This window comes from Amycolatopsis albidoflavus (genome assembly GCF_039525725.1).
Lineage (GTDB): Bacteria > Actinomycetota > Actinomycetes > Mycobacteriales > Pseudonocardiaceae > Amycolatopsis > Amycolatopsis albidoflava.
The window spans coordinates 176,179-198,609 of record NZ_BAAAHV010000021.1 but is presented as its reverse complement, the minus strand read 5'-3'; the positions used below and the strand labels follow the sequence as shown (position 1 = coordinate 198,609).

Annotated in this window: 24 protein-coding genes; 12 read left to right on the top strand and 12 right to left on the bottom strand. The window is 69.4% G+C overall.

Annotated features, from left to right (window positions below; translation table 11 throughout):
- Positions 1 to 37: 37 nt before the first annotated feature.
- The 4 genes from ABD156_RS31550 to ABD156_RS31535 all read right to left on the bottom strand — a co-directional run bounded on the left by ABD156_RS31550 (position 38) and on the right by ABD156_RS31535 (position 3,038).
- Positions 38 to 1,066: a copper resistance D family protein gene (locus ABD156_RS31550; protein WP_344282093.1), complete on the bottom strand. Its 1,029-nt coding sequence runs from the start codon at positions 1,064 to 1,066 to the stop codon at positions 38 to 40.
- The gene (locus ABD156_RS31545) at positions 1,063 to 1,632 is read right to left on the bottom strand and encodes a copper resistance CopC family protein (RefSeq protein ID WP_344282090.1); all 570 of its coding nucleotides are present in this window, start codon (positions 1,630 to 1,632) and stop codon (positions 1,063 to 1,065) included. Before ABD156_RS31545 ends, ABD156_RS31550 begins: the two co-directional genes overlap by 4 nt.
- Positions 1,632 to 2,381: a YcnI family copper-binding membrane protein gene (locus tag ABD156_RS31540; protein ID WP_344282087.1), complete on the bottom strand. Its 750-nt coding sequence runs from the start codon at positions 2,379 to 2,381 to the stop codon at positions 1,632 to 1,634. The genes ABD156_RS31545 and ABD156_RS31540 overlap by 1 nt, the downstream gene beginning before the upstream one ends.
- Positions 2,382 to 2,492: 111 nt before the next feature.
- Positions 2,493 to 3,038 (bottom strand): hypothetical protein, encoded by a 546-nt coding sequence (locus ABD156_RS31535; protein WP_344282085.1) that lies wholly within the window; start codon positions 3,036 to 3,038, stop codon positions 2,493 to 2,495.
- A 280-nt stretch (positions 3,039 to 3,318) separates the two neighbouring features.
- On the opposite strand from ABD156_RS31535, the gene ABD156_RS31530 reads away from it, so the two are divergent.
- Genes ABD156_RS31530 through ABD156_RS31515 form a run of 4 tightly spaced genes read left to right on the top strand, consistent with a single transcriptional unit; the run spans position 3,319 to position 6,896 of the window.
- Entirely contained in the window at positions 3,319 to 3,966 is a 648-nt protein-coding gene (locus ABD156_RS31530) for an ABC transporter permease (RefSeq protein WP_037806896.1), read from the top strand.
- On the top strand, positions 3,953 to 5,149 hold the full coding sequence (locus ABD156_RS31525) for an ABC transporter ATP-binding protein (RefSeq protein WP_344282082.1): 1,197 nt from the start codon (positions 3,953 to 3,955) through the stop codon (positions 5,147 to 5,149). The genes ABD156_RS31530 and ABD156_RS31525 overlap by 14 nt, the downstream gene beginning before the upstream one ends.
- Positions 5,146 to 5,925 carry an ABC transporter permease gene (locus ABD156_RS31520; RefSeq protein WP_344282079.1) on the top strand — a complete coding sequence of 260 codons (780 nt, stop codon included), beginning with the start codon at positions 5,146 to 5,148 and terminating at the stop codon, positions 5,923 to 5,925. Before ABD156_RS31525 ends, ABD156_RS31520 begins: the two co-directional genes overlap by 4 nt.
- Positions 5,925 to 6,896 carry a glycine betaine ABC transporter substrate-binding protein gene (locus tag ABD156_RS31515; RefSeq protein ID WP_344282076.1) on the top strand — a complete coding sequence of 324 codons (972 nt, stop codon included), beginning with the start codon at positions 5,925 to 5,927 and terminating at the stop codon, positions 6,894 to 6,896. The genes ABD156_RS31520 and ABD156_RS31515 overlap by 1 nt, the downstream gene beginning before the upstream one ends.
- A gap of 67 nt (positions 6,897 to 6,963) precedes the next feature.
- On the opposite strand, the gene ABD156_RS31510 is transcribed toward ABD156_RS31515, so the two are convergent.
- Entirely contained in the window at positions 6,964 to 7,443 is a 480-nt protein-coding gene (locus ABD156_RS31510) for a DUF6474 family protein (protein ID WP_344282073.1), read from the bottom strand.
- 106 nt (positions 7,444 to 7,549) lie between these two features.
- Between ABD156_RS31510 and ABD156_RS31505 the strand changes: the two genes are divergently transcribed.
- The 3 genes from ABD156_RS31505 (at position 7,550) to ABD156_RS31495 (ending at position 11,146) form a co-directional block, all read left to right on the top strand.
- Positions 7,550 to 9,196 carry a TM0106 family RecB-like putative nuclease gene (locus ABD156_RS31505; protein ID WP_344282070.1) on the top strand — a complete coding sequence of 549 codons (1,647 nt, stop codon included), beginning with the start codon at positions 7,550 to 7,552 and terminating at the stop codon, positions 9,194 to 9,196.
- 471 nt (positions 9,197 to 9,667) lie between these two features.
- Positions 9,668 to 10,303: a PadR family transcriptional regulator gene (locus ABD156_RS31500; RefSeq protein WP_344282067.1), complete on the top strand. Its 636-nt coding sequence runs from the start codon at positions 9,668 to 9,670 to the stop codon at positions 10,301 to 10,303.
- 162 nt (positions 10,304 to 10,465) lie between these two features.
- Entirely contained in the window at positions 10,466 to 11,146 is a 681-nt protein-coding gene (locus tag ABD156_RS31495; RefSeq protein WP_344282064.1) for a class I SAM-dependent methyltransferase, read from the top strand.
- A gap of 54 nt (positions 11,147 to 11,200) precedes the next feature.
- On the opposite strand, the gene ABD156_RS31490 is transcribed toward ABD156_RS31495, so the two are convergent.
- Positions 11,201 to 11,959, bottom strand: coding sequence for an SDR family NAD(P)-dependent oxidoreductase (locus ABD156_RS31490; RefSeq protein WP_344282061.1), 759 nt, complete (start codon positions 11,957 to 11,959; stop codon positions 11,201 to 11,203).
- 173 nt (positions 11,960 to 12,132) lie between these two features.
- On the opposite strand from ABD156_RS31490, the gene ABD156_RS31485 reads away from it, so the two are divergent.
- Both ABD156_RS31485 and ABD156_RS31480 read left to right on the top strand, forming a co-directional pair.
- Positions 12,133 to 13,440 (top strand): UDP-glucose dehydrogenase family protein, encoded by a 1,308-nt coding sequence (locus ABD156_RS31485; protein WP_344282057.1) that lies wholly within the window; start codon positions 12,133 to 12,135, stop codon positions 13,438 to 13,440.
- A gap of 136 nt (positions 13,441 to 13,576) precedes the next feature.
- A complete protein-coding gene (locus tag ABD156_RS31480; protein ID WP_344282054.1) occupies positions 13,577 to 13,957 on the top strand; it encodes a VOC family protein in 381 nt (126 codons plus the stop codon).
- Between the two features lie 27 nt (positions 13,958 to 13,984).
- Here ABD156_RS31480 and ABD156_RS31475 read toward each other — a convergent pair whose 3' ends face one another.
- From ABD156_RS31475 to ABD156_RS31460, 4 genes are read right to left on the bottom strand one after another with little or no spacing between them, the layout of a single operon-like run.
- Positions 13,985 to 14,368: a hypothetical protein gene (locus ABD156_RS31475; protein WP_344282051.1), complete on the bottom strand. Its 384-nt coding sequence runs from the start codon at positions 14,366 to 14,368 to the stop codon at positions 13,985 to 13,987.
- A 52-nt stretch (positions 14,369 to 14,420) separates the two neighbouring features.
- Positions 14,421 to 15,308: a VOC family protein gene (locus ABD156_RS31470; RefSeq protein ID WP_344282048.1), complete on the bottom strand. Its 888-nt coding sequence runs from the start codon at positions 15,306 to 15,308 to the stop codon at positions 14,421 to 14,423.
- Positions 15,301 to 15,825, bottom strand: coding sequence for an RNA polymerase sigma factor (locus tag ABD156_RS31465; protein ID WP_344282045.1), 525 nt, complete (start codon positions 15,823 to 15,825; stop codon positions 15,301 to 15,303). Before ABD156_RS31465 ends, ABD156_RS31470 begins: the two co-directional genes overlap by 8 nt.
- Before the next feature lie 46 nt (positions 15,826 to 15,871).
- Positions 15,872 to 17,314, bottom strand: a complete 1,443-nt coding sequence (locus tag ABD156_RS31460) for an MFS transporter (RefSeq protein ID WP_344282042.1) — start codon at positions 17,312 to 17,314, stop codon at positions 15,872 to 15,874.
- Between the two features lie 103 nt (positions 17,315 to 17,417).
- On the opposite strand from ABD156_RS31460, the gene ABD156_RS31455 reads away from it, so the two are divergent.
- Positions 17,418 to 18,263: a helix-turn-helix transcriptional regulator gene (locus tag ABD156_RS31455; RefSeq protein WP_344282039.1), complete on the top strand. Its 846-nt coding sequence runs from the start codon at positions 17,418 to 17,420 to the stop codon at positions 18,261 to 18,263.
- On the opposite strand, the gene ABD156_RS31450 is transcribed toward ABD156_RS31455, so the two are convergent.
- A complete protein-coding gene (locus tag ABD156_RS31450) occupies positions 18,200 to 18,832 on the bottom strand; it encodes a dihydrofolate reductase family protein (protein ID WP_344282036.1) in 633 nt (210 codons plus the stop codon). The genes ABD156_RS31455 and ABD156_RS31450 overlap by 64 nt on opposite strands.
- A 135-nt stretch (positions 18,833 to 18,967) precedes the next feature.
- On the opposite strand from ABD156_RS31450, the gene ABD156_RS31445 reads away from it, so the two are divergent.
- Positions 18,968 to 20,089, top strand: a complete 1,122-nt coding sequence (locus tag ABD156_RS31445; protein WP_344282033.1) for a sensor histidine kinase — start codon at positions 18,968 to 18,970, stop codon at positions 20,087 to 20,089.
- Entirely contained in the window at positions 20,086 to 20,763 is a 678-nt protein-coding gene (locus tag ABD156_RS31440) for a response regulator (RefSeq protein ID WP_344282030.1), read from the top strand. Before ABD156_RS31445 ends, ABD156_RS31440 begins: the two co-directional genes overlap by 4 nt.
- Positions 20,764 to 20,843: 80 nt before the next feature.
- Here the strand turns inward: ABD156_RS31440 and ABD156_RS31435 are convergent, their stop codons facing one another.
- Positions 20,844 to 22,412, bottom strand: coding sequence for an acyltransferase family protein (locus tag ABD156_RS31435; protein ID WP_344282027.1), 1,569 nt, complete (start codon positions 22,410 to 22,412; stop codon positions 20,844 to 20,846).
- Positions 22,413 to 22,431: the final 19 nt, after the last annotated feature.

Below are 22,431 nucleotides of genomic sequence, written 5' to 3'. Positions count from 1 at the left end.
TGTGCAAGTTGCGGCTACCCGCCGTCACTTCGGCCGGTCAGGACACCGCGACCGGGGCCCGGGTAAGCACCACCGCGAAGCCGAAAGCGAGACCCATCACGGTCAGTTCCAGCGTGGCCCACGACGCGAGCGCCGTCCGCTGGTGTCGCACGATGCGCGGCATCAGCCGCCACCGCAAGTTGGCAGCCAGCAGCGCGATCGCGCCGGTGCACAGCACCTTCAGCACCATCAGCTGGCCGTACGGCGTGGTGAACACGCCCGCCCAGAAGCTGATCGTCGGATTGGCGAGGATTTCCACGATGCCGTTGAAGAGACCGGTCACCGCGGACAGCACCAGGCACAGCGTCGCCAGCTTCGAGAACCGCGGTAACGCGTGCGCGAGCAGCGTCCGGTTCGCGGCCAGCAGCACGATCATCGCGCCGAGGCCGCCGCACCAGGCGACCGCGCTCATCACGTGCAGTTCCATCGAGATCATCGTGTAGTCGTGATAGGCCCAGTTCGACGCGTGGCCGGTGACCGGCAACGGCAGCAGCGCGAACATGCCCAGGCCCACCCGCACCTCGGCGGGCACCTTCTCGCCCTTGCGCAGCGCGACAAAGCCGAGCGCGGCGTGCAGCAGCGCGAGCACCGCCACGATCACCAGCGCCTTGCCCGCGCCGACGTCGGCGATGTAGCTGCCGATGTCGCCGCCGGTCAGCATCTTCTTGCCCGGCTTGTACTCGGCGGTCTGCAGGATCAGCGCGACCACCGCGGTCGCCGCCCAGATCAGCGCGGCGGCGACGGCGGCGGGACGAGCCCGGCGCATGACCGGTTCGGTGAGCTTCGGCCGGTCGTAGCCGACCAGCACGGACAACAGGGCCAGCCCGATCGTCGCGACCGCCGACAGGTCCAGCAGCACGCGCACGACCGGGATGGCCGCCGAGACCACCTCGCTGGGTTCCACCACGCCCGGAATGGGCGAGGACGCGGTGAGCGCGATGCCGATCAGCGCGCCCAGCAGTCCCCCGACGACCACGCAGGCGAGCGTGGCCCAGCGGATAGCGGAGGTGGTCTCGGCTCGCGTCACTGGTCCGCCTTTTCCGATCCGGGGTCGCGGCCGGTGCGCAGCGCGACGGTGAGGCCGATCGCGAGCAGCACCACCGCGCCGGCGATCCACACCCAGATCGGCACGCCGCTCGACGACGATGAGGACGAGGCGGCCGCCGGCGAATTCGCCGGAGCCCCGGCCGCCTTGGCCGCGTCGCCCTTGGCCGGGGTGCCGTTGCCCGCGGCGGTGAGGGTGAACGGGATCTCGCCGGACACCGGGTGTCCGTCGGCGGAGAGGACCCGGTAGCCGACGGTGTACTTGCCCGCCGGGCCGAGCGGCCGCAGCGGTGCGCTCAGCACGTTGTTCTCCACCGTCACCGGACCCTCGGCCCACTGGCTGCCGTCCGGCCCGGTCACCGCGATCTGGTTGACGTCGGCGTTCTGCACGTACTGGTCGAACGTGAGCGTGACCTTCGCCGGGCCCTTGGCGACGGACGCGCCGTTGGCCGGGTCGGAGTTGATCAGCACGTTGTGCGCTAGCGCCGGGGTGGCCGTGCCGAGCAGGGCCACCCCGGAAATCGCCAGCGCGAGAAGCGCTTTACGCATTACTTGGTTCCTTCGGTCTTTCCCGCGGCCGGACGACGGGAACGCAGCACCGCGCCCGCGCCGACGCCGAGCCCGAGCGCGCCGACGACGAGGCCGGCCCCGCCGAGCCAGCGCGCCGTGTTGTCCGACGAAGAGGCGGCGTCGGCGTTGTCACCGGAGGCCGCGGTCTGCGTGTGGCCGCCGTGCTCTGAGGATTCGGCGGCGGCGAGCTTGATGGTCGGGGCCGGGTGCTCCGGCTCCTCGCCGCTGGGCGGGGTGGGCTGGTTCCAGTCCACCACTTTGCCACCCTCGTAGGTCTGGATGGCGGGGAATTCGAGCTGGTCGACGTTCGAGGGCAGGGGGCCGCCGCTGACCTCGAACTCCTGGAACTCGGTCGAGCCGATCTTCGTGCCCGGCTGCGCGGTCCAGACGACCTTCGTGACCGCCTCGGTGATCTTCGTGCCGGACGCGGTGGTCACCGGCTGCGGCAGCTTCGACTTGGTGACCTCGGCGGTCCAGCCGGGGATCGGCTTGGTGCGGAAGTTGCCGATGCCGTACTCCGGTTTGACGTCGACCTCGACCTTGATCGTGCCGAGCTTCGCGTCCTCGTTGGGGACGCGGAAGAAGATCGTGCCGTAGCCGCCCTTGGCCGGCTGGTCGCCGTAGACGTTGGCGGTCACGTGCGCGGACGCGATGCCCGCGCCGAGCAGACCGGTGGCGGCGACGGTCGCGGCGAGCACGCCGGCGCGACGAAAGACATGGTGGGACACAACTGCTCCTGAACAGGGGTGAGCCGACGGAGGCAGAGCCTGCGCCGGAAAAGGGGAAAGGGTGGTGAGCGGCAAAGCCGGTTAGAACCGGCATCAGCACTCACGAGGGGTTCAGGAGCCCGCAGGAGGTCCGCGCCGTCCACGGACGCGCCTCAGTTCAACGCTCAGCAACGGCACCGCGCCAGCCGCACGCGGCCGCGCGATCCCGGCTGCCGCCACCGGAACCGGCAGCGGCCGGATCAGCAGCGGAAGAATCACCCGCACCACGCGGAGCACCGCGAGCAGCATCGCGTCCGCCCGGGCCAGCACCAGCGCGGTGAGCAGGGTCGCGACGGCGTGCGCCGCGGTCATCGCCCAGCCGTCCGGCGCGGCAGCCGCACCACTCGGGTCGTGCCCGCCGAGCGTCGTCAGCACGAGGTGCATGACGAGCTGTCCGCCGCCGAGCACGGCGATGGTGGCGAGCGGTCCGCGCGCCCGGCCGGCGAGCGCGGTGGCGGTCCAGCCGAGCAGGCCGGTCAGCAGCAGGGTGAGCGCGGGATCCGGCAGTCCGCCGTCGGCGGCCGCGTGCGCGGTGACGGCGAGTGACGCCGAACTCAGAGCGAGCAATCCGCCGCGGACAGCGGCGAGTGCGCCGCGATGCCGGGCCGGGGTGCTCATTCGGGCAGCTTAACGGCACTCCGGTGGGTGACTGAAGTGTCTCGAATGGTGAGCATCTGCGGAAAACCCACAGGTAGGCGGGTCTCGATCCGGTAAATACCGCCCGGTGGGGCCCGTCGCTTCGGTTGCCGACCCCAGGCGGATGCGAAACGGTGGGTAATCACAACCGAGAAGTGGGGGTTTCGACCGTATCCGTTCCGGGTAGTCACCCTGCCGATTGATGGGCTACTCCGAACGGGTGACGTCCGGGGCTCGCAAGCTGGCGGGAGAACGAATACGGATGAACCTCTTCGAGTACATCTCGGACCGGTGGGGAAGGCTGCTGCTCCAGGCGTGGCTGCACACCAGCATGGTGGTGCAGTGCACGATCCTCGCCGCGATCCTTGGCGTGCTGATCGGCATCGCCGTCTATCGCAGCCCCATCGGCTCCGCAGTCGCCACGGCACTGGCCAGCACGATCCTCACCGTCCCGTCGTTCGCCCTGCTGGGTCTGCTGATCCCGCTCTCGGGCCTCGGCTCGACCACCGCGGTGATCGCGCTCGTGCTGTACGGCCTGCTGCCCATCGTCCGCAACACGATCGTCGGCCTCGACGCGGTCGACCCGGCGATCACCGACGCCGCCCGCGGCATCGGGATGAGCAGGCTGTCCGTGCTCACCCGGGTCGAACTGCGGCTGGCCTGGCCGGCGATCCTCACCGGCATGCGGGTCGCCACGCAGATGCTCATGGGCATCGCGGTGATCGCGGCCTACGCCAAGGGCCCCGGCCTCGGCGCTGAGGTCTTCTCCGGCCTCACCAACGCCGGGAGCACGAACTCCCTCAACCAGGCCCTCACCGGCACCGTCGGCGTGGTCATCCTCGCGCTGGTGCTCGACGGCATCTACGTCCTGATCAAGCGATTCACCATTTCTAGGGGTGTCCGTGGCTGAGCACACTGCGACCGAAGAAACCGTCTCCGGCGTCGAGATCGAACTCGACCACGTCACCAAGCGCTACTCCGGCACCCGCGCCCCCGCGGTCGACGACTTCTCGATGGTCGTGCCCGCGGGCAAGATCGTGGTGTTCGTCGGCCCGTCCGGCTGCGGCAAGACCACCACGATGCGGATGATCAACCGGCTGATCGAGCCTTCGTCCGGCCGGATCACCATCGGCGGGCAGGACGCGCTGAAGCTCGACGTGGACACCCTGCGCCGCCAGATCGGCTACGCGATCCAGCAGGCCGGGCTGTTCCCGCACTTCACCGTGGCGCAGAACATCGCCGTCGTGCCCGGCCTGCTCGGCTGGGACAAGAAGAAGGTGACCGCGCGGGTCGAGGAGATGATGGACCTGGTCGGGCTCGACCCGGCCGATTTCCGCGACCGCTACCCGCGCCAGCTGTCCGGCGGGCAGCAGCAGCGCGTCGGCGTGGCCCGCGCGCTGGCCGCCGATCCGCCGGTGCTGCTGATGGACGAGCCGTTCGGCGCGGTCGACCCGATCACCCGCGGCAACCTGCAGGACGAACTGCTGCGGCTGCAGACCGACCTGAAGAAGACGATCGTCTTCGTCACGCACGACTTCGACGAGGCGGTCAAGCTCGGCGACCGGATCGCGGTGCTCGGCAACCAGTCGAAGATCCTGCAGTACGACACGCCGGAGTCGATCCTGGCGAACCCGGCCGACGACACGGTCGCCGGATTCGTGGGCGCCGGTGCTTCGCTCAAGCAGCTGACCCTGCTGCGCGTGCGCGACGTCGAACTGCAGCAGGACGCGCTCACCACGACGATCGACGAATCGCCCGCCGACGTGCGGGAGAAGCTGAGCAAATCGCGCAAGCCGTTCGCGCTGGTGCTCGACCAGCGGCGGCGGCCGATCCGCTGGGTGCACGTGCGCGAGCTGACCAACGCGACGTCGCTGGGTTCGGTCGGCAAGCCGCTGCGCGACATCGTGAGCCTCCAGTCGACGCTGCAGGACGCGCTTGAGGCGATGCTCGCCGAGGGCGGTTCGGTGCCGGTCACCGGCGCGCGCGGCGAATACGCGGGCACGATCAAGCTGGACACGGTCATCGCGACGATCCAGCAGCTGCGCGACGAGCACGCCGACGACCACGTCGACGAGGACGGGGCCACGGCATGACCGCTGCCGTCGATACCGGTTTCAGCACCGAGTCAGGCTCCCGCCGCGCGGAACGCGTCCGGCTGTTCGCCCAGCCCGCCGTGGTCGTGCTGATCGTCGCGGTCACGCTCATCTGGGTGTTCGCGAGCGGGCTCACCGCGACCGAGAAGGAAACCCTCAACGCGGAGTCGCTGCTCACCGCGCTGCGCGACCACTTGGCGATGACCGTCGTGGTCACCGCGATCGTGGTGCTGGTGGCGGTGCCGCTCGGGATCATCGTGACCCGGCCGTGGGCGAAGTGGCTCGCGCCGATCTTCCTGGCGATCGCGAACATCGGACAGGCCGCGCCCGCGCTGGGCGTGCTGGTGCTGTGGTTCATCTTCACCGGCGCGGTCGGCGGGCTCTGGGTCGCCGCGCTGCCGCTGGCGTTCTATTCGCTGCTCCCGGTGCTGCGCAACACGATGGTCGGCATCCAGCAGGTGGACCCGTCGCTCATCGACGCGGGCCGCGGCATCGGGATGTCCGCGCAGAAGGTGCTGTGGCGGGTGGAATTCCCGCTCGCCGTCCCGCTGATCCTGGCCGGCCTGCGCACGTCGCTCGTGCTGGCGGTCGGCACCGCGACGTTCGGCATGTTCGTCAACGCGGGCGGGTTCGGGCTCCTGATCGACACCGGCTACAAGCTCAACCTCACGAAGGTGCTGATCACCGGTTCGGTGCTGGCCGTCGCGCTGGCGCTGCTGGTGGACTGGCTGGGCGCGGTCGCCGAGCAGTACTTCGGACCGAAGGGACTGCGCTGATGAACGTCCTGAAAAAGGCGGGCGCGCTGGTCGGCGCCGCCCTGCTCGCCGGGACGCTCTCGGCGTGCGGGCTCGACGTCAACACCTCGATCCCGTTCAAGATCGAACCGGGCTCCATCCGGCCGATCCCGTCGCTCGAAGGCCAGCGGGTGGTCGTCGGGTCGAAGGACTTCACCGAGAACATCATCCTCGGGTACATGGCCGAAATGGCGTTGAGCGCGGCGGGCATGGACGTCATCGACCTCACCGACATCAAGGGGTCGAACTCGTCCCGGCAGGCGCTGCTCAACGGGCAGACCGACGTGACCTGGGAGTACACCGGCACCGGCTGGATCAACTACCAGGGCAACGAACTGCCGGTTCCGGGCGGGGAGAAGGCGCAGTACGAGGCCACGAAGAAGGCCGACGCGGAGAAGTACGGCGTCACCTGGCTGAACTACTCGCCGCTGAACGACCAGTACGCGTTCGCCACCACCGAGGCGTACGCGGCGAAGAACAACCTCAAGTCCACCTCGGACCTGGCGAAGTTCCTCACCACGCATCCGGATCAGAACCGGTTCTGCCTGGAGACGGAGTTCACCAGCCGCCAGGACGGGTTCCCGGCGGCGGTCAAGGCGTACGGGTTCAAGAATCCGAAGATCGAGAACTTCGGGATCGGCACCATCTATTCGGCGGTGGCCAACGGCACCTGCCCGGTCGGCGAGGTGTTCACCACCGACGGCCGGATCTCCGGGCTGAACCTGCGCGTGCTCGAGGACGACAAGAAGGCGTTCCCGCAGTACAACGCGGCGGCGACGCTGCGCACGGAGTTCCTGGACAAGTATCCGGAGATCCGCGGTCCGCTGGAGAAGGTGGCGGCGGCGCTCGACAACAAGCAGATGGTCGAGCTGTGCAAGAAGGTCGACGTGGACGGCAAGGACGCCGGCACCGTCGCGCACGACTGGATGCTGGAGAAGGGCTTCATCAAGTAGCGCATCAGCGGTCCGTGAAGGGCTCCTTGAGGGAATCTAATTCCCTCAAGGAGCCCTTCACGGCTTTTCAGATGCCCAAGCGGTGCAGCAGCTGGTCTTCGAGCCGTTCGAGTTCGCCGGTCACCGCGCGGTGCGCGGCCTTGCGCCGAGCCGCGGGCATGCGCTCGGCGGCGCGCACCGTGGCCGACAGCTGCTCCAGCGTCGACTGCGTCTCGGCGGCGAACTTCTGGTCCTGCTCGGTCGCCTTCGCCGACTTCTTCAGCTCGCCGAGCCCCTGCACGAGACCCGCGATCCGGGCGTGCAGGGCCGCGCCGCGGCCGGTGTACTCGCCGAGCTGGTCGACGGCGACGCCCAGCTTGCGGGCCTGGTAGCGGTCGTACGCCTCCCGCGCCGCGCCCGCCGCGCGGACCGCGTACGGCGCGAGCACCGGCAGCACCGCCGGTCCGAGCACCTTGGCCACCGCGACCGCGTTCTTCGCCTTCTTCGGGGTGATCCGGGCTTCACCCTCGTCCTGCTTGGCCTTGTCTTGCTTGGCCTTGCGCGCCATGGCCGTTACCTCCCACGCCTTCTCCGGATGAACTTACTGGTCCCCGACGTGACGGGCATGTCGGCTCGCGCGGGGAATGTCGTACCCACGATCTATTGTGATCGCTATGGGAGACGAGGTGTTGCTTGACGCGGGAGCGGTGAGCCGTTGCCGCCGCCGGGTGCACCTGGAACACGACCCGGCGATGCGCGACGTGCCGCTGCCGCCGCCGGATCCGACGGCGCAGCAGCGCATCGACGACGCGACCGCGCACCGCGAGGAAATCCTCGAACAGCTGGTCGCGGCCTCGGGGCCGGACGCCACCTGGGCGCGGGTGCCGCGCGCCGCGTCCGCGGGCGAGCGCGTGCAGCGCACCGAGCAGGCGTTCGCCGATGCCGCGCAGTACATCTGGGGCGCGCTGCTGCCCGCCGATCCGGTCGGGCACCGGCGCGGCGGCATCGACCTGCTCGTGCGCGTCGGCGACGGATACGTGCCGGTGCTGGTGGTCCGGCACCGGATCACCGATCGCGGCCAGGGCGCGCCCACCACCGCGATGACGGAGCTGGACCCAGCGCTCCGCTCGCCGGACGAGCTGCGCAAGGTCCGCTCGCAGCCGCGAGACCAGCTGCGTCTCGCGCATCTGCGGCGAATGCTGGAGTCGCGCGGCCTGGCGGCCAGCGGACGCGCCGTCGGCGGCGTGATCGGTCTGGACGCCGATGTTGTCGTGTGGCACGACCTCACGGCGGGCACCTGGCCGGGCGGCCGCAGCGCGCTGGACGAGTACGACGCGCGCTTCGAGGACCGGCTCGCAGTCGCGACCGCAGCCGCCACGGGTGCCGAAGCGTTGGCCGCGCCTTCGCGAGTGTTGGAATGCCGACGGTGTCCCTTCTGGGCCACCTGCGAGGTCGTGCTCACCGAGACGCGTGACGTGAGCCTGGTGGTGCGCGGCGAGGACGCGGGCGAGTTGCGGCGCGTCGGAGTGTCCACTGTAGACAAGCTGGCCGCACTGGACCCGGCCGCCGAACCGCCGCCGATGAACTGGACGGGCGGCACATTCTCGGACGCGATCATGCTGGCCCGGGCGTGGCTGGCGGATCTCACGGTAGTGCGCCGCACGCCGCAGATCGAAGTGCCGCGCGCGGACGTCGAGGTCGACGTGGACATGGAGAGCTTCGGCGACGCCGGCGCTTATCTGTGGGGGACGCTGCTGTCCGGAGCGGACATCGGGGTGCCGCAGGGGTACCGGGCGTTCGCGACCTGGGAGCCGCTGCCAACGGTGGACGAGGCGCGGTCGTTCGCGGAGTTTTGGGCTTGGTTCACGGATGTTCGTGCGCGGACTCTCGCCGCGGGGCTGACTTTCCGGGCGTATTGCTACAACGCGCTCGCGGAGAACCGGTGGCTGTTCGGGTCGGTGGAGCGGTTTGGGGAGTACTCCGGGGTGCCGGAGAAGCGGGCTGTGCAGTCCTTTGTGGACTCTGATGAGTGGGTGGATCTTTTTCGCAGCGTGACCGATCAGTTCCTGTGCTCGCGGGGCAAGGGCCTGAAGGTGATCGCTCCGGTGGCCGGGTTCTCGTGGCGAGATCCGGAAGCCGGTGGCGAGGCTTCAATGCGGTGGTACCGGGACGCGGTCGGAATGGACGGCGCGGTTCCCGATGATGAACAGCGGGAGCGGTTGCTGCGGTACAACGAGGATGATGTGCTGGCGACTAAGGCGCTGCGGGAGTGGATGAGCGGGCGGGCTCAGGATGAGGTCCCGTATATGTTGGATATCTGAGTTTTCGCCGGTGTTTCTGCTGGTGCGGTGTGGGGCCACCACCCCTCAGCCGGATTGTGACTACGGGCGGCGGGTGCTTGTCAAGGCGGGAAAGATGCCTTGACAAGCACCCGCCGCCCGTGTTTTTGGCTTCGTATCGGGGTTGTGGGGTTGTGGGTGCCTCGCCTTCGCGCGGGGGCTTTGTCTCGCGTCGCTCAGGCTAGGCCCATCCTGCCCAGGTCTGCCCCGCCCTGCTCAGGCCCACTCCGCCCTGCCCAAGCCCGCATCGGCCAGGTCTGCCCCGCCCTGCTCAGGTCCGTCTCGCCCACGCTGCCTGGCAGTTTCTCGCCCGGTCCTGATTGCTCGCGTGAACCAGCCTGGCTTCGTCCGCCCTGCCTTCCTTGCCGCGGCGGCCCGTTTCTCCCGTCGTTGCGGCCCGGCGCGCTTCTGCATATACTCGTTGGCGAGTACTCGTTGATGAGGAGGCCCGGCGTGAAGCGGCGGAAGGTGTCCAACTTGCTGGGCCTCGCCGTGCTGGCCGCGTTGTGCGAGCGGTCGATGCACCCGTACGAAATCGCCACCGTCCTGCGGAGTCGCGGCAAAGAGGACGACCTGAAGATCAAGTGGGGCTCGTTCTACACAGTGGTCGGCAACCTCGAAAAGCACGGTTACATCGAGGCGGTCGAGCACGTGCGGGACGGGGCCCGGCCGGAGCGGACCGTTTATCGGATCACCGAGGCTGGCCAGGCTGAGCTCGAGGATTGGGTCGCCGAACTGCTCGGGACGCCTGATCCGGAGCCGACGCGGTTGCACACTGGGTTGTCGGTGATGCTCGCGCTCGGACCGGACATCGTTGACCAGCAGTTGCGGCACCGAGTTGGCGAGCTGGAGCGGATGATCGACGCCCGTGTCGCGGCGCTGGAGAAGATGCGGGCCGAGGTGTCCCGGCTGTTTCTCGTAGAGGGCGAGTACCAACTGGCGATGTGGCGCGCGGAAGCCGAATGGGTCCGCGGGCTGCGCGAGGAGCTGGCCTCCGGCGCGATTGCGGGGGTCGAGGAATGGCGGCGCTACCGGGAAACCGGGGAGCTGCCCGACATGGCCGCCTTCGTCATGACCGAAGGCGAATAAAGAGGTCCCGGAGGAGGTGCTGGCACACCGCCCCCGGGACCGGGAACCGTCGAACTGGAAACCGCGAGTGCGGGAACCTGTCCTCGGGCTGCAATCACCAGGATACGGGGCACCTCTCTCGCGGCACCGGTTCGGTACCAACCGAACAGGGAGAAAAGCACAATGGGGAACACGCAGGTAAAGCGTCATCGCACGAAGCTGCTGCCGGAGATGGAAGGGCCGATCGCCCGGGTGTACGCGCGGGGGCGGCGCACCGAACCGCAGCTTGTGCAGTATCGCGAATCGGCCGAGATGCTGGTCGCGGATCTGGCCGAGGGTGCTGACGTGCTCGAGATCGCGCCGGGGCCGGGTTTCTTCGCCGTCGAATTGGCTCGCACCGGGCGGTGCTCGGTGACCGGGCTGGACATCAGCCGGACGTTTGTCCAGCTGGCTCGGGAGTACGCGCAAGAACAGGGCGTCACGGTGGACTTCCGCCGGGGCGACGTCGCGGCGATGCCGTTCGCGGACGGGTCGTTCGATTTCCTGATCTGCCAGGCGGCGTTCAAGAACTTCGCCGACCCGGTGGACGCGATCGACGAGATGCACCGGGTGCTGCGGCCCGGCGGCGTCGCGCTGGTGCAGGACTTGAGCCGGAGCACCACGGACGCGGAGCTCGACGCCGAGGTCGAGCGGATGAATCTCGGTCCGGTGGGCACGTTCTCCACCGTCCGGGTGCTGCGCGGGCTGCGGCGGCGGGCGTACACGCCGGAGCAGTTCAGGGCGACCGTCGCGGAGAGCAAGTTCCGCACCTGCGAGGTGACCCCGGACGGGATCGGCCTCGAGGTGCGGATGCGCAAGGCGTGACCTGAGGGAGCGGGTGTGCCGCCGAGGGGGCAGCACACCCACTCCCTCACCAGGTCAGCGCGGGGCCATCCGCAGCGAGCCGTCCATGCGGACGACCTCGCCGTTGAGGTAGTCGTGGTCGATCAGCGACAGGGCGAGCTGCGCGTACTCGTCCGGGCGCGCCAGCCGCTTCGGGAACGGAATTCCGGCGGCGAGGCCGGCGCGGAACTCTTCGCTGACCGTGGCGAGCATCGGGGTGTCGACGATGCCGGGCGCGATCGTCAGCACGCGGATGCCGTGCGAGGCGAGGTCGCGCGCGGCGGGCAGCGTCATCCCGACCACGCCGCCCTTGGACGACGCGTACGCCACCTGCCCGATCTGGCCGTCGAAGGCGGCGACGGACGCGGTGTTGATGATGACGCCGCGTGCGTCGTCGGCCAGCGGCTCGGTCTTCGCGATCGCCTCGGAGGCGACGGTGAGCACGTTGAAGGTGCCGACCAGGTTGATCTGGATGACCTTCGCGTACAGCCCGAGGTCGTGCCTGCCCTTCTTGGACAGGATGCGCGCGGACGGTCCGATGCCGGCGCAGTTGACCACCGTGCGCAGCGGTACGCCCGAGCCGGCCGCGGTGTCGACGGCGGCCTGCACCTGGTCCGGGTCGGTCACGTCGGCCTCGACGTAGGTGATGTCGTCGACCTGCTCGGCCTTCTCGATCGAGGGCGCGAGGTCGAGGGCGAACACCCGCGCGCCTTTCGCGGCCAGTGCCTTGGCGGTCGCGCCGCCGAGACCGGACGCGCCACCCGTGACGAGCGCTGCGGTGTCGGTGATCTGCATCTTCAGCCTTCCTCCTGCTCTCCGGTGCCGCGGTGCACCTCCGCGCCCAGGTTAACGCTCGTTCGCACCGGTGCCGGAGTGTGTCGCCTCACCCGCTTCTCGTCGCGAGGAGTATTCGGCCTCGACCGCTTCCGTTAGCACTCAGGTCAACTCCGGCTGTCACCTTCAGCACTATGAGCTCAGCTCGGATCGTGGTGGTAGGGACGGGATACGTCGGATTGACCACGGGGGCTTGCCTCGCGAGCCTCGGGCATCGCGTCACCTGTGTGGACGTGGACGTGGCGAAAGTGAACCGGCTCTCCGCGGGCCGCGTGGACATCCTCGAACCAGGACTGGCCGAATTGGTCTCCCGCGGGCTGGCGAACGGACGGCTGTCGTTCGTGGTCGGCGCGCGGGAAGCCGTTCGCGGCGCGGAGGGGGTCTTCCTCTGCGTGCCGACGCCGATGGGCGCGGGCGGGTCCGCGGACTTGCGGGCGGTGGAGGCGGTGACCACCGAGATCGGCGACGTGCTGCCGTCCGGCTGCGCGCTGATCACGAAGTCGACGGTGCCGGTCGGCACCGCGAAACGGATCCGCGCGATGGTCGGCCGCGACGACGTGCCGGTGGTGTCCAACCCGGAGTTTCTGCGCGAAGGCACTGCGGTGCAAGACTTCCTGAACCCGGACCGGATTGTGGTCGGGTCGGATTCGCATGCCGCGGCCGCGTGGGTCGGGCAGCTGTACGGCGATCTCGCCGCACCGATCGTGGTCGCCGACGCGGCGAGCGCGGAACTGGTCAAGTACGCGGCGAATTGCTTCCTCGCGCTCAAACTGTCCTATGTGAACTCGATCGCCGAACTGTGCGAACGGCTCGGCGCGGACATCGACCTGGTCACCGAAGGCATGGGCTACGACCGGCGGATCGGCCGCACGTTCCTCAAGCCCGGACCCGGATGGGGCGGTTCGTGCCTGCCCAAGGACACCAGCGCGCTGGTCAAGGTCGCCGAGTCGGTCGACTACGACTTCCGCATGCTGACCTCGGCGATCGACGAGAACATCGCCCAGCGCGACCGCATTGTGGCGAAGATCGCAGGCGCCTGCGGCGGAACGCTGGCCGGCGCGCGGATCGGCGTGCTGGGCTTGGCGTTCAAGGCGGGCACGAACGATCTGCGCGATTCTCCCGCGCTGGCAGTGTCTTCGGTGCTCGGCGCGCTCGGCGCGGAGATCACCGCGTACGACCCGGCGGTGTCCGGCGGCATCGCCGGGATGACCGTCGTGGACGATCCGTACCAGGTCGCCAAGGACGCGGATGTCGTTGTGGTGCTTACCGAATGGGCCGAGTTCCGGAACCTGGACTGGGTCGCGATCGCGGACGCGATGGAAGGCGACGACGTCGTCGACACCCGGAATCTGCTCGACCCCGGGATGATCCTCGACGCGGGATTGTCGTGGCAGGGCGTCGGCCGTCCGCGCGCGGCCCGGCGGCGAGTTCCGGTTTCCTGATTGGAAATCCGCTTCGGCTGCGCTACAGTCGTCGGCGGCATCGCGTGTCGGTCACCGGCTGGGTGAGACATGGAGGTGCTGGGATGCCTTCTGGAGGCATTGCTTCGTGTCCCTCTCTCTTGAACTGAATCACCTGATGGTCCCGTCCCGGAACAACCGGGAATCCGCCGAATTCTTCGCGAACCTGCTCGGTTTCGAGATCGGCGAGGAATGGGGCCCGTTCATCCCGGTCGAAACCAGCAACGGCGTGCGGCTCGATTTCGCCACGGTCCCGGACGAGGATCGGAAGCTGCAGCACTACTGCTTCCTCATTCCCGAGGACGACTTCGACGCGTTTTTCTTGCGGCTGAAGGAATCCGGGGTCGAGTACCACGCCGGGCCAGGCGGTCAGGGCCCCGGCGAGATCAACCACAACCACGGCGGCCGCGGCGTGTATTTCCTTGACCCGGGCGGAAACGGGATCGAGGTCATCACGCAGCCGTACGAGCCGGAGCGGAAACGTCCGGCCAGCTGGTAAGTCCTTTGCGGACGGACGGCGGGCGGGTCACAGCGAAAGCGAGGCCCACCCGCCGCCCGCGGCCAGCAAAGTCCGGACGCCTTCCGCGTGGTCGGCGAAAGCGGCCAGATCGGCGTGCAGCAGCGCGGCGCGTTCGGAATCAAGCGGATCCGTGTCGTCGCGCCAGAGTCCGAGCGTCCAGTTGGCGGCCAGCAGCATCGAACGCACCAGCCCGGCGACCGCGGAATCCGGCTGGGCGTGCGCGGCGAGAATCTCGTCGCACGCGGTGAAGCACCGTTCGAGTCCGCGGACGGCTTCGGCGGGCGTGCCGTCCCAGTCCGGTCCCGGCCAGGCGCACGAGCCCAGCGCGAGCCACAGCTGCCAACCAGCGGTCAGTTCGGCTTCGTCGCGGGGCGTCCAGTGCGCGGCCATCCCTTGAGTGTGCGCCCCGGCGGCCGGTTTGCCGCCGGGGTTTTGGCCGAGGTCACGTGCGTGGCTGTTCCCACAACCAGAACTCGATCCCCTGGTCGTCGGCACAATCGGCCGTTCGGCCGTACGGCTGGTTCTCCACCTCGCCGGACCGGCCGCCCCCCTCGCGCACCCGGCCGAGCGCGGCTTCGAGGTCGTCGACGGCGAACATCAGCTTCCACCCGGCCTGCAGTTCCGAGCCGCCCCACATCCCGCCGGGCAGGCCGTCTCCCTCGATTCGCCACGCGGTCGGCAGGCTGCCCTGAGTGAACTGCCAGCCGAGCACCGCGCCGTAGAACGCCTTGGCCCGGACGTCGTCGGGCACCTGGAAGGTGAAGTACCCGGCCTCGCCGTGCCGATACGTGCGCTCCCCGGGCGTTTTCGCTTGTGGCGCGGCCTTTCCGACCAGCCAGCGCTGGCCGTACGGGTCCTTGATCACGCCGTTCAGTCCGTAGCCGCGGTCCTCGACCGGACGCAGCAGTTCAGCGCCCAGCTCCACTGCCCGCTGCGCCGCACCCTGCGGATCGGGCACCTCGACGCGCACCATCGCGCCGCCCTCGGGAGCGACGACATTGCCCAGCTCGGGAAATTCCTCGGCCAGCATCAGCACGCTGCCGCCGATGTCGAGTTCGGCGTGCCCGACCCGGCCGTCGTCCATCACGATCGGATCGGACCGGCGGCGCGCGCCGAAGACCTCGACGTAGAAGTCGAGCGCGGCCCGCGCGTCGGTCACGACCAGGTAAGGCGTGAGCGCACCCGCTCGCGCCTGCGTGGTTTCGGTGGTGGACATCTCCGCTCCGTTCAGGATCAGGCGGCGGAGGTCGTCCCGCAGCTGGGCGGCGAAGGCCGGATCGGGGTCGGCCGGAGTCGAGGGCAGCGCGAGCGCGTCGAACGGTTCAGCCATCACGTCCCTCCTTCTCCTGGTAGCCGCGGCGGAACGCGGTTTTGGCCCGCGTCAGCAACGCCTCCGTCGCGTGGATGGTCCGGCCGAGGTGCGTGGCGACGTCGCGCACCGGAAGGCCGTCGACATAGCGCAAGGTGAGCACCGCCCGATGCGGGATCGCCAGCGATTCGAGCACCTGCCGTGCGCGCAGGTGGTCGAGCTGGTCGTCCCAGGGATCCTCGACGTCGCATTCGGCGTCGTGCACGAGCCGAAGCCCGCGCTGTTCCCGTTCGGCGCGCCGCCAGTGATCGGCCAGCTTGTGCCGGGCCACCCCGATCAACCAGGGCGTGCTCACCGGCGGCGCGTGGTCCTTGCGGCAGGCGGCGACCGCGCTCAGGAACGTCTCCGAAGTCAGTTCCTCCGCCAGCACGCGGTTGCCGCACCTCGCGAGCAGGTAGCCATAGACCTCCGGCAGGGCCTTCTCGTAGAGGCCGAGCAGCGCGAAGGCCGGGTCTGGCTGCACCCGAGGTTCCGTCACATCCCCATCGTCGTCCGGGAGCGGGGTTTTCCGTCGGTCGAATTTCTCAGCGCGGGTCGGGCAGCTTCCGCGCCAGCCCGGATACCAGCAGTGCGAGCGCCGCCAAGATCCCGATGACCAGCACAAACGCGCCTTGGTAACCCATCGCGCCGGGCACGCTCAAGCTGGCGAACAGGCTGCCCAGCACCGCGACGCCCAAGGCCAGCGACGTCTGCTGGGTCGTGGTCAGCACGCCGCCGCCGACACCGGCCAGGTCGGCCGGCACTCGCGAAAGCACCACCCGGAACAGCGTGCTCATCGCGAGCCCGTTGCCGACGCCGATCAGCACCATCGCCGGGGCCAGCTGCCAGATCGACAGGTCGGGCCAGTCCAGCAGCGCGGTTGCGGCGAGCGCGATCAGGCCGACGGTGAGGATCAGCCCGCCGATCGGCACGATCTTGCGGCCGAACCGGGCGACCAGGTGGCTGCTGACCAGCGACGTCGTGAAGTACGCGACGGCCATCGGGGTCAACGCCAGCCCGGCGCCGAGCGGGCCGAGGTGCAGGCCGTTCTGCAGAGTGACGGCGTAGACGAACATGAACGAACCGAAGGTGCAGAAGAACGGCACCGCGACGGTGAGCCCGTGCCGCACGCTCGCGGTGCGCAGCAGAGCCGGCGGGAGCAACGGCGTTCCGCCCGCGGCTTCCAGCTTCCGCTCCACGCGGGCGAAGCCGTACGCCGCGAACGGGAAGATCACCAGCAGCGCGATGCTCCACCACGGCCAGCCGAGCGCGCGGCCTTCCATGATCGGAATCAGCAGCGACAGCAGCGAAACGGCCAGCAGCACGGTGCCCCAACGGTCGACGCCGAGCGGGTTGCTCGCCCGGCTGTCCGGCACCGTGCGGCGCGCGATCAGCAGCCCGACGATCCCGATCGGCACGTTGACCAGGAAGATCGGCCGCCAGCTCAGGTCCCATACGTTGGCGGCCACCAGCGCGCCGCCGAGCAGCTGCCCGACCACGGTGGCGATGCCGCCGGTCGCGCCGAAGAGGCCGATCGCCCGCGAGCGGCGTTCGCCGGACGTGCCGGCCTGGATGATCGACAGCACCTGCGGCAGCAGCATCGCCGAAGCCGCGCCCTGCGCGACGCGGGCGATGACCAGGGTGGCGGCGTCCGGGGCGACGCCGCAGGCCAGCGAGGTGAGCGTGAACAGAGTGAGACCGAGCAGGAAAAGCCTGCGGCGGCCGAAGGTGTCGCCGAGCCGTCCGCCGAGCACGAGCAGCACCGCGTACGCGATGCCGTAGCCCGCGACGACGAGTTCGAGGGTCGCGGTGGAGGCGCGCAGGTCGGCATCGATCGTGGGCAGGGCGACGTTGACGATGAAGAAATCGATGATCGGCAGCGCTGCCCCCAGCAGCACGGTGATCAAGCCGGCGGACGTGAGTCCCGTCCGTTCCGGCGTCCCGACAGCAGCGGTGGCCGTCGCCGGGGCAGGGGTGGTAGTCGTCATGAGTACTACGTTCCGCCGCGCGAGACCCTGGTACCAGGTGTGCTTTTATCCTGGTACCACGACTACCTGGTAACAGGGTCGGCGGTGTGCTTACCTGGTATTCGTGACCACTGGCATCGAAGACCGCCTGCGCCGGACCGAGCTGGGGGAGTTCCTCCGCAACCGGCGCGGGCGGATCACGCCCGAGCAGGTCGGCCTGCCGCTCAGCGGCCGCAGGCGCACGCCGGGGCTGCGCCGCGAGGAGGTCGCGCAGCTCGCCGGGGTGGGCGTCACCTGGTACACGTGGCTCGAGCAGGGCCGCGACATCAACGCGTCCGAGCAGGTGCTCAGCGCGATCTCCCGCACGCTCCGGCTGGACCCGCACGAGCACGTGCACCTGTTCACCCTCGCCGGCGCGCCCGAGCCGGTCACCGAGAAGAAGCACTGCTCCGCGATCACGCCGTCGATGCAGGACATGATGGTCCAGCTGGAGCCGTTCCCGGTCGCGGTCCGCAACGCGCGCTTCGACGTGCTCGGCCACAACGCGGGCTACGACTGGCTGATGGGCGGCGTCGACGCGATCCCGTACGAGGAACGCAACACGCTTGTCCAGTGCCTGCTCAATCCGCGGTGGAAAGAGCGAATGGTCGACTGGGAACAGAACGTGCCGCGCATGGTTTCGTCCTTCCGCGCGGCGATGGCCGAGCACGTGGGCGAGCCCGGCTGGAAGTCGCTGGTCAAACGGCTTCGGGCGGAGTCGCCGTGCTTCGACGAGCTGTGGAGCCGCCACGACGTGAACACCGAGCTGGCCAAGAGCAAGCGGTACCTGCACCCCGATGCGGGGCTGTTGACGTTCGACTTCACCTACCTCTACGCCGGCCGCCGCTCGGAAATCCGGATGTCGGTCTACACCCCGGCGAACGACGAGACGCTCGAGAAGCTGCGGGAGTTCGTGCCGACCACGCGGTAGCGCAGGTGGGTCACGCCCTCGCCCGGGGTGATGTCCGGCTCGCCGAGGCGCACCGGTCCTAGCCCGAACTCGCCGAAGAACGGCACCCCGCCGCCGAGGAGCACCGGCACCAGATCGATCTGCAGCGCGTCAAGCAGTCCGGCCTCCAGGCATTGCCGCGCCATCTCGCCCGCGTTCACGCCGACGTCGCGGCCGTCGGCCAGTTCCTTCGCCCGCGCCACCGCGACCTCGATGCCTTCGGTGACGAAGGTGAACGGCGAGTCCTCCCATCCAGCTGGCGGCTCGTGCGTCACCACGACCACCGGCCCGCCGAACGGATGCATGCCGCCCCAGCCCGAGGTCAGGTCGAACAGCCGCCTGCCGACGAGCAGCGCTCCGGTCGATTCCAGCTGCGCGCGCACGACTTTCGCGCTGGCAGGGGACATGCGCAGGGCGCGTCCCGGCTGCGCGGTCGGCACCTCCTCGGTGCCGCTGCCCGTCCAGCCGAAAAGCAGATCGAACCCCGACTCGCCAGGTCCCGCCACGAAACCGTCCAGCGACATGCTCGCCCCGGCCACTACCTCGCCCATCACCGTCTCCTTTTTTCGCCGTTTGACCAGTGAACGGAGCCGTCCGGGAGTTCTCGACATACCGCGTCACGCGTAGCCCGATCCCGCGCTACACGACGGACGCGCCCGCCCGCCTTCCCCGGTAGTTTTCGCACCATGCACTACTGGTGGCGGGAGCAGAACCCGTGGTTCGGGCGGGTGTTCCGGACCTTCGTGGTGCTCGCCTTCGTGCTCGGCGGCTCCAGCGCGTCCGGCCGCTGGCAGCACGCCCCGCATCCGCTGAGTCCGCTCGGTGCCGCGTGGCTGGCCGCGACCGTGCTCACCTTGCTGCTCGTCCACCGCTTCCCGCTGCCGCTCTTCGTGCTCACCGCGGCTTCGGCGTACGCGTACTACCTGTCTCCCGAACCGGGCGGGCCGGTGATCATCGTTCCCACGGTCGCGCTCTTCGTGCTCACGCGGCGGAAGGGTCCAGTGGTCGCCGGGAGCACCGGAGCCGCGGTCCTCACAGGGGCCTACGTCGTCCACATCATCCTCACGCAAACGTTTGCGGTCAGTGCTTGGGCACTGTTCGCCGTGGTTTGGATGGCCGCCGTGATCGGCATCGCGACGGCGGTCCGGTTCCAGTTCGCGGCGGTCGCTGCCCGGCGCGAGCAGGCCGACGAGCACCGGCACCGGATGGCCGAGCAGGAGCGGCTCCGCATTGCCCGCGAGGTGCATGACGTCGTCGCGCACAGCCTCGCGATGATCAACGTCCAGGCGGGCGTTGCCGCGCACGTCGCGGATCGGCGGCCGGAGCAGGCGAAAGAGGCGCTGCTCAACATCAAGGCGGCCAGCGCGTCCGCGCTCAACGATCTCCGCGCGACGCTCGCCGTGCTGCGCTCCGGCGAGAACCGCGCGCCCGCGCCGAGCCTTGCGCAGGTCGAAGAGTTGCTCGACCACGCGCGCGCCGCTGGGCTGGAAGTCGAACTGCACGGCGAAGCTGGCGAACTGCCCGCTCCGGTGGACGGTGCGGCGTACCGGATCCTGCAGGAGTCGCTGACCAATGTTGTCCGGCATGCCGACGGGGCTCAGCGCGTCGAGGTCCGCTTCGAGCGGAAGCCGGGCACGCTGGTCCTGATCGTGCGCGACGACGGCCGCGGCACCGTCCAGCCGACGCCCGGACACGGTCTGCGCGGCATGCGAGAACGCGCGACGGCGCTCGGCGGCAGTGTCGACGCGAGTGTCACCGGGCAGGGTTTCCAGGTGCGGGCGGAACTGCCCGTGGAGGGGGAGAAATGACCATCCGCGTCGTACTGGCCGACGACCAGGCCCTGGTCCGCGCCGGATTCCGGCTGTTGCTCGACACCGAGGACGGCTTCGAGGTGGCTGGCGAGGCGAGCGACGGCGAGCAGGCCGTCGCGCAGGCGATCGAGCACCGGCCGGACATTGTCGTGATGGACATCCGGATGCCCGGCACCGACGGTCTCGAAGCGACCCGCCGGATCACCTCGCATCCCGAGCTCGCCGGGGTGAAAGTGCTGGTCCTGACCACTTTCGACGTCGACGAGTACGTCTACGAGGCACTCCGCGCCGGGGCCAGCGGCTTCCTTCTGAAGGACACCGAACCGGTCGAACTCCTGCACGCGCTGCGCGTCGTCGCGGCGGGGGAGGCGCTGCTCGCCCCGACCGTCACGCGCCGGCTGATCGCCGAAATCGTCGGACGGCCCGAGCACCGGCGGATCGACACCTCGGCCGTGCGGGAGGTGACCGAACGCGAACGCGAGGTGCTGGCGCTGGTCGCGGGCGGGTTGTCGAACGACGAAATCGCCGCCCACCTGGTGATCTCCACGGCGACCGCGCGGACGCACGTCAGCCGCATCATGACCAAGATCGGCGCCCGCGACCGGGCACAGCTGGTGGTGCTGGCGTACGAATCCGGCCTCGTCTCCCCGCGCCGTGGCTCGCACGAATGAGCTAAGCCAGGAGTGTGAGTTACGCCGTGTCGGTGAACGCCCTCCCACCCTCGCACGCCTTACAGGCAGAGCATCAGACCTCAGCGAGGGGTGTGGCGGAAGGAGTCCCGGTGGCGTGGGAGATCGTCTTGGTCGCCGCGCTGGCCCTGGTTTTCCTGGTCCGGCTGGTAGCGCAGCTCCGGCGGAGCTGACGGCCGCCGACGCGGAGGCATCGGCCGGCGCACCGGCGGCTCGGCCGTGCGGTCGACGCCCGATTCGGCGACGGGACGCGCCCGGTGCGCGCCGCCGTTCGCGCGAGGTGCCATCGTGCGCGGCTGAGCCTCGTTGGGCGGCGGCGCGCCGTTCCTCGGCATCCGCCCGTTCGGCACGGGACGCGGCCGAGGCGCCGGACGACGCGGCGGTGCCGGTTCGGCGGGAATCCTCGGGATCTCGAGGGTTACTTCGGAGTCGTCGACGAGCTGGGTCTTTTCCCCCGGCGTTTCGACCGGCGGCTCTACTGGCGGTTCGGGCGTTTCCGGCGCGGGCGGAGGCGGCTTCGGCCGATGCGACAACCGCCGCGCCAGCGAGTGGCTCGGCCGCTCCACGAACCGATAGCTCAACTCGACCACCCCGAACACCGCCGGGATCACGATCAGCAGCGCGATCGGCAGCGGCACCGCCGGGCGCAGCAGCTGCAGCAGCACGAACGTGACCAGCATGTGCAGCAGGTAGATCGAGTAGCTGCGCTCGGACAGCATGGTCCAGATCTTGCGCTGCTTCAGCCGGTCCTCGGCGAACATGCCCATCAGGAAGCAGGCGACGGCGAAGGCCAGCGCGAGGTTGTACGAGCTGTCCACGCGGCCGACGTCGATGACGTCCGCCAGCACGTACAGCGACCACGCGCAGCCGCCGTACAGCGCGCCCGTCCACAGCGGGATCTGCTTCTTGGTCGTCGCCCAGACGATCTGGCCGATCAGCATCGCGGGCAGGTACGACACGTTCACCGCGAACAGCGACCACGACGGCCCGAACTGCGACCGGCTCATCATCACCACGAAGATGAACGTCAGCTCCACCGCGATCCCGAGCCACACCCACCGGCGCAGCAGCGGCAGCACCGCCATCAGCAGCAGGTAGAAGATGACCTCGACGATCATCGTCCAGGCCACCGGCACCAGCACGACCTGCGGGAAGATCAGGTAGTTGGCCAGCGTGGTGTTGGTGAGGACGGTGAGCGGGTTCAGCGTCTGCGCCTGCCCGGTGGACGGCGGGTGCAGGTTCACCAGCAGCAGGAACACCGTCAGCGCCACCACGAACAGCATCGGCGCGTACACCCGGATGAACCGGTTGAGCGCGAATCGCCCGGTACCCTGGCGCAGCGCGATCGGCGTCACGACGAAACCGCTGACCAGGAAGAAGAACGGCACCGCGATCTGCCCGATGCCCTGCTTCGACATGTGCATCGGATCGCTCGTGAGCGCCTCGATGAAGTCGACGTACGGGGCTTTGTCGTTCTTCGCGATGATCCACGGATGGGCGATGTGGCTGTAGAAGACCAGCAGCGCGCCGAGGCCGCGACCGATGTCGATGAAGACGATGCGGGTTTTCTTCGGCGGCGCGGACGACGGCTCGGCCAAGGCAGCGGAATCCGGCTCGGCCAGCGTGATCACCCCCGTCTTCCGCTACCGA

Excerpts from the sequence above, each read along its gene's own strand:
- ABD156_RS31510 (WP_344282073.1), bottom strand. The coding sequence starts at position 7,443 with ATGGCGCGCAAGGCCAAGCAAGACAAGGCCAAGCAGGACGAGGGTGAA.
- ABD156_RS31490 (WP_344282061.1), bottom strand. The coding sequence starts at position 11,959 with ATGCAGATCACCGACACCGCAGCGCTCGTCACGGGTGGCGCGTCCGGT.
- ABD156_RS31545 (WP_344282090.1), bottom strand. The coding sequence starts at position 1,632 with ATGCGTAAAGCGCTTCTCGCGCTGGCGATTTCCGGGGTGGCCCTGCTC.
- ABD156_RS31460 (WP_344282042.1), bottom strand. The coding sequence starts at position 17,314 with ATGACGACTACCACCCCTGCCCCGGCGACGGCCACCGCTGCTGTCGGG.
- ABD156_RS31450 (WP_344282036.1), bottom strand. The coding sequence starts at position 18,832 with ATGGGCGAGGTAGTGGCCGGGGCGAGCATGTCGCTGGACGGTTTCGTG.
- ABD156_RS31530 (WP_037806896.1), top strand. The coding sequence starts at position 3,319 with ATGAACCTCTTCGAGTACATCTCGGACCGGTGGGGAAGGCTGCTGCTC.
- ABD156_RS31470 (WP_344282048.1), bottom strand. The coding sequence starts at position 15,308 with ATGGCTGAACCGTTCGACGCGCTCGCGCTGCCCTCGACTCCGGCCGAC.
- ABD156_RS31515 (WP_344282076.1), top strand. The coding sequence starts at position 5,925 with ATGAACGTCCTGAAAAAGGCGGGCGCGCTGGTCGGCGCCGCCCTGCTC.
- ABD156_RS31520 (WP_344282079.1), top strand. The coding sequence starts at position 5,146 with ATGACCGCTGCCGTCGATACCGGTTTCAGCACCGAGTCAGGCTCCCGC.
- ABD156_RS31475 (WP_344282051.1), bottom strand. The coding sequence starts at position 14,368 with ATGGCCGCGCACTGGACGCCCCGCGACGAAGCCGAACTGACCGCTGGT.
- ABD156_RS31485 (WP_344282057.1), top strand. The coding sequence starts at position 12,133 with ATGAGCTCAGCTCGGATCGTGGTGGTAGGGACGGGATACGTCGGATTG.
- ABD156_RS31480 (WP_344282054.1), top strand. The coding sequence starts at position 13,577 with ATGGTCCCGTCCCGGAACAACCGGGAATCCGCCGAATTCTTCGCGAAC.
- ABD156_RS31445 (WP_344282033.1), top strand. The coding sequence starts at position 18,968 with ATGCACTACTGGTGGCGGGAGCAGAACCCGTGGTTCGGGCGGGTGTTC.
- ABD156_RS31440 (WP_344282030.1), top strand. The coding sequence starts at position 20,086 with ATGACCATCCGCGTCGTACTGGCCGACGACCAGGCCCTGGTCCGCGCC.
- ABD156_RS31505 (WP_344282070.1), top strand. The coding sequence starts at position 7,550 with ATGGGAGACGAGGTGTTGCTTGACGCGGGAGCGGTGAGCCGTTGCCGC.
- ABD156_RS31495 (WP_344282064.1), top strand. The coding sequence starts at position 10,466 with ATGGGGAACACGCAGGTAAAGCGTCATCGCACGAAGCTGCTGCCGGAG.
- ABD156_RS31535 (WP_344282085.1), bottom strand. The coding sequence starts at position 3,038 with ATGAGCACCCCGGCCCGGCATCGCGGCGCACTCGCCGCTGTCCGCGGC.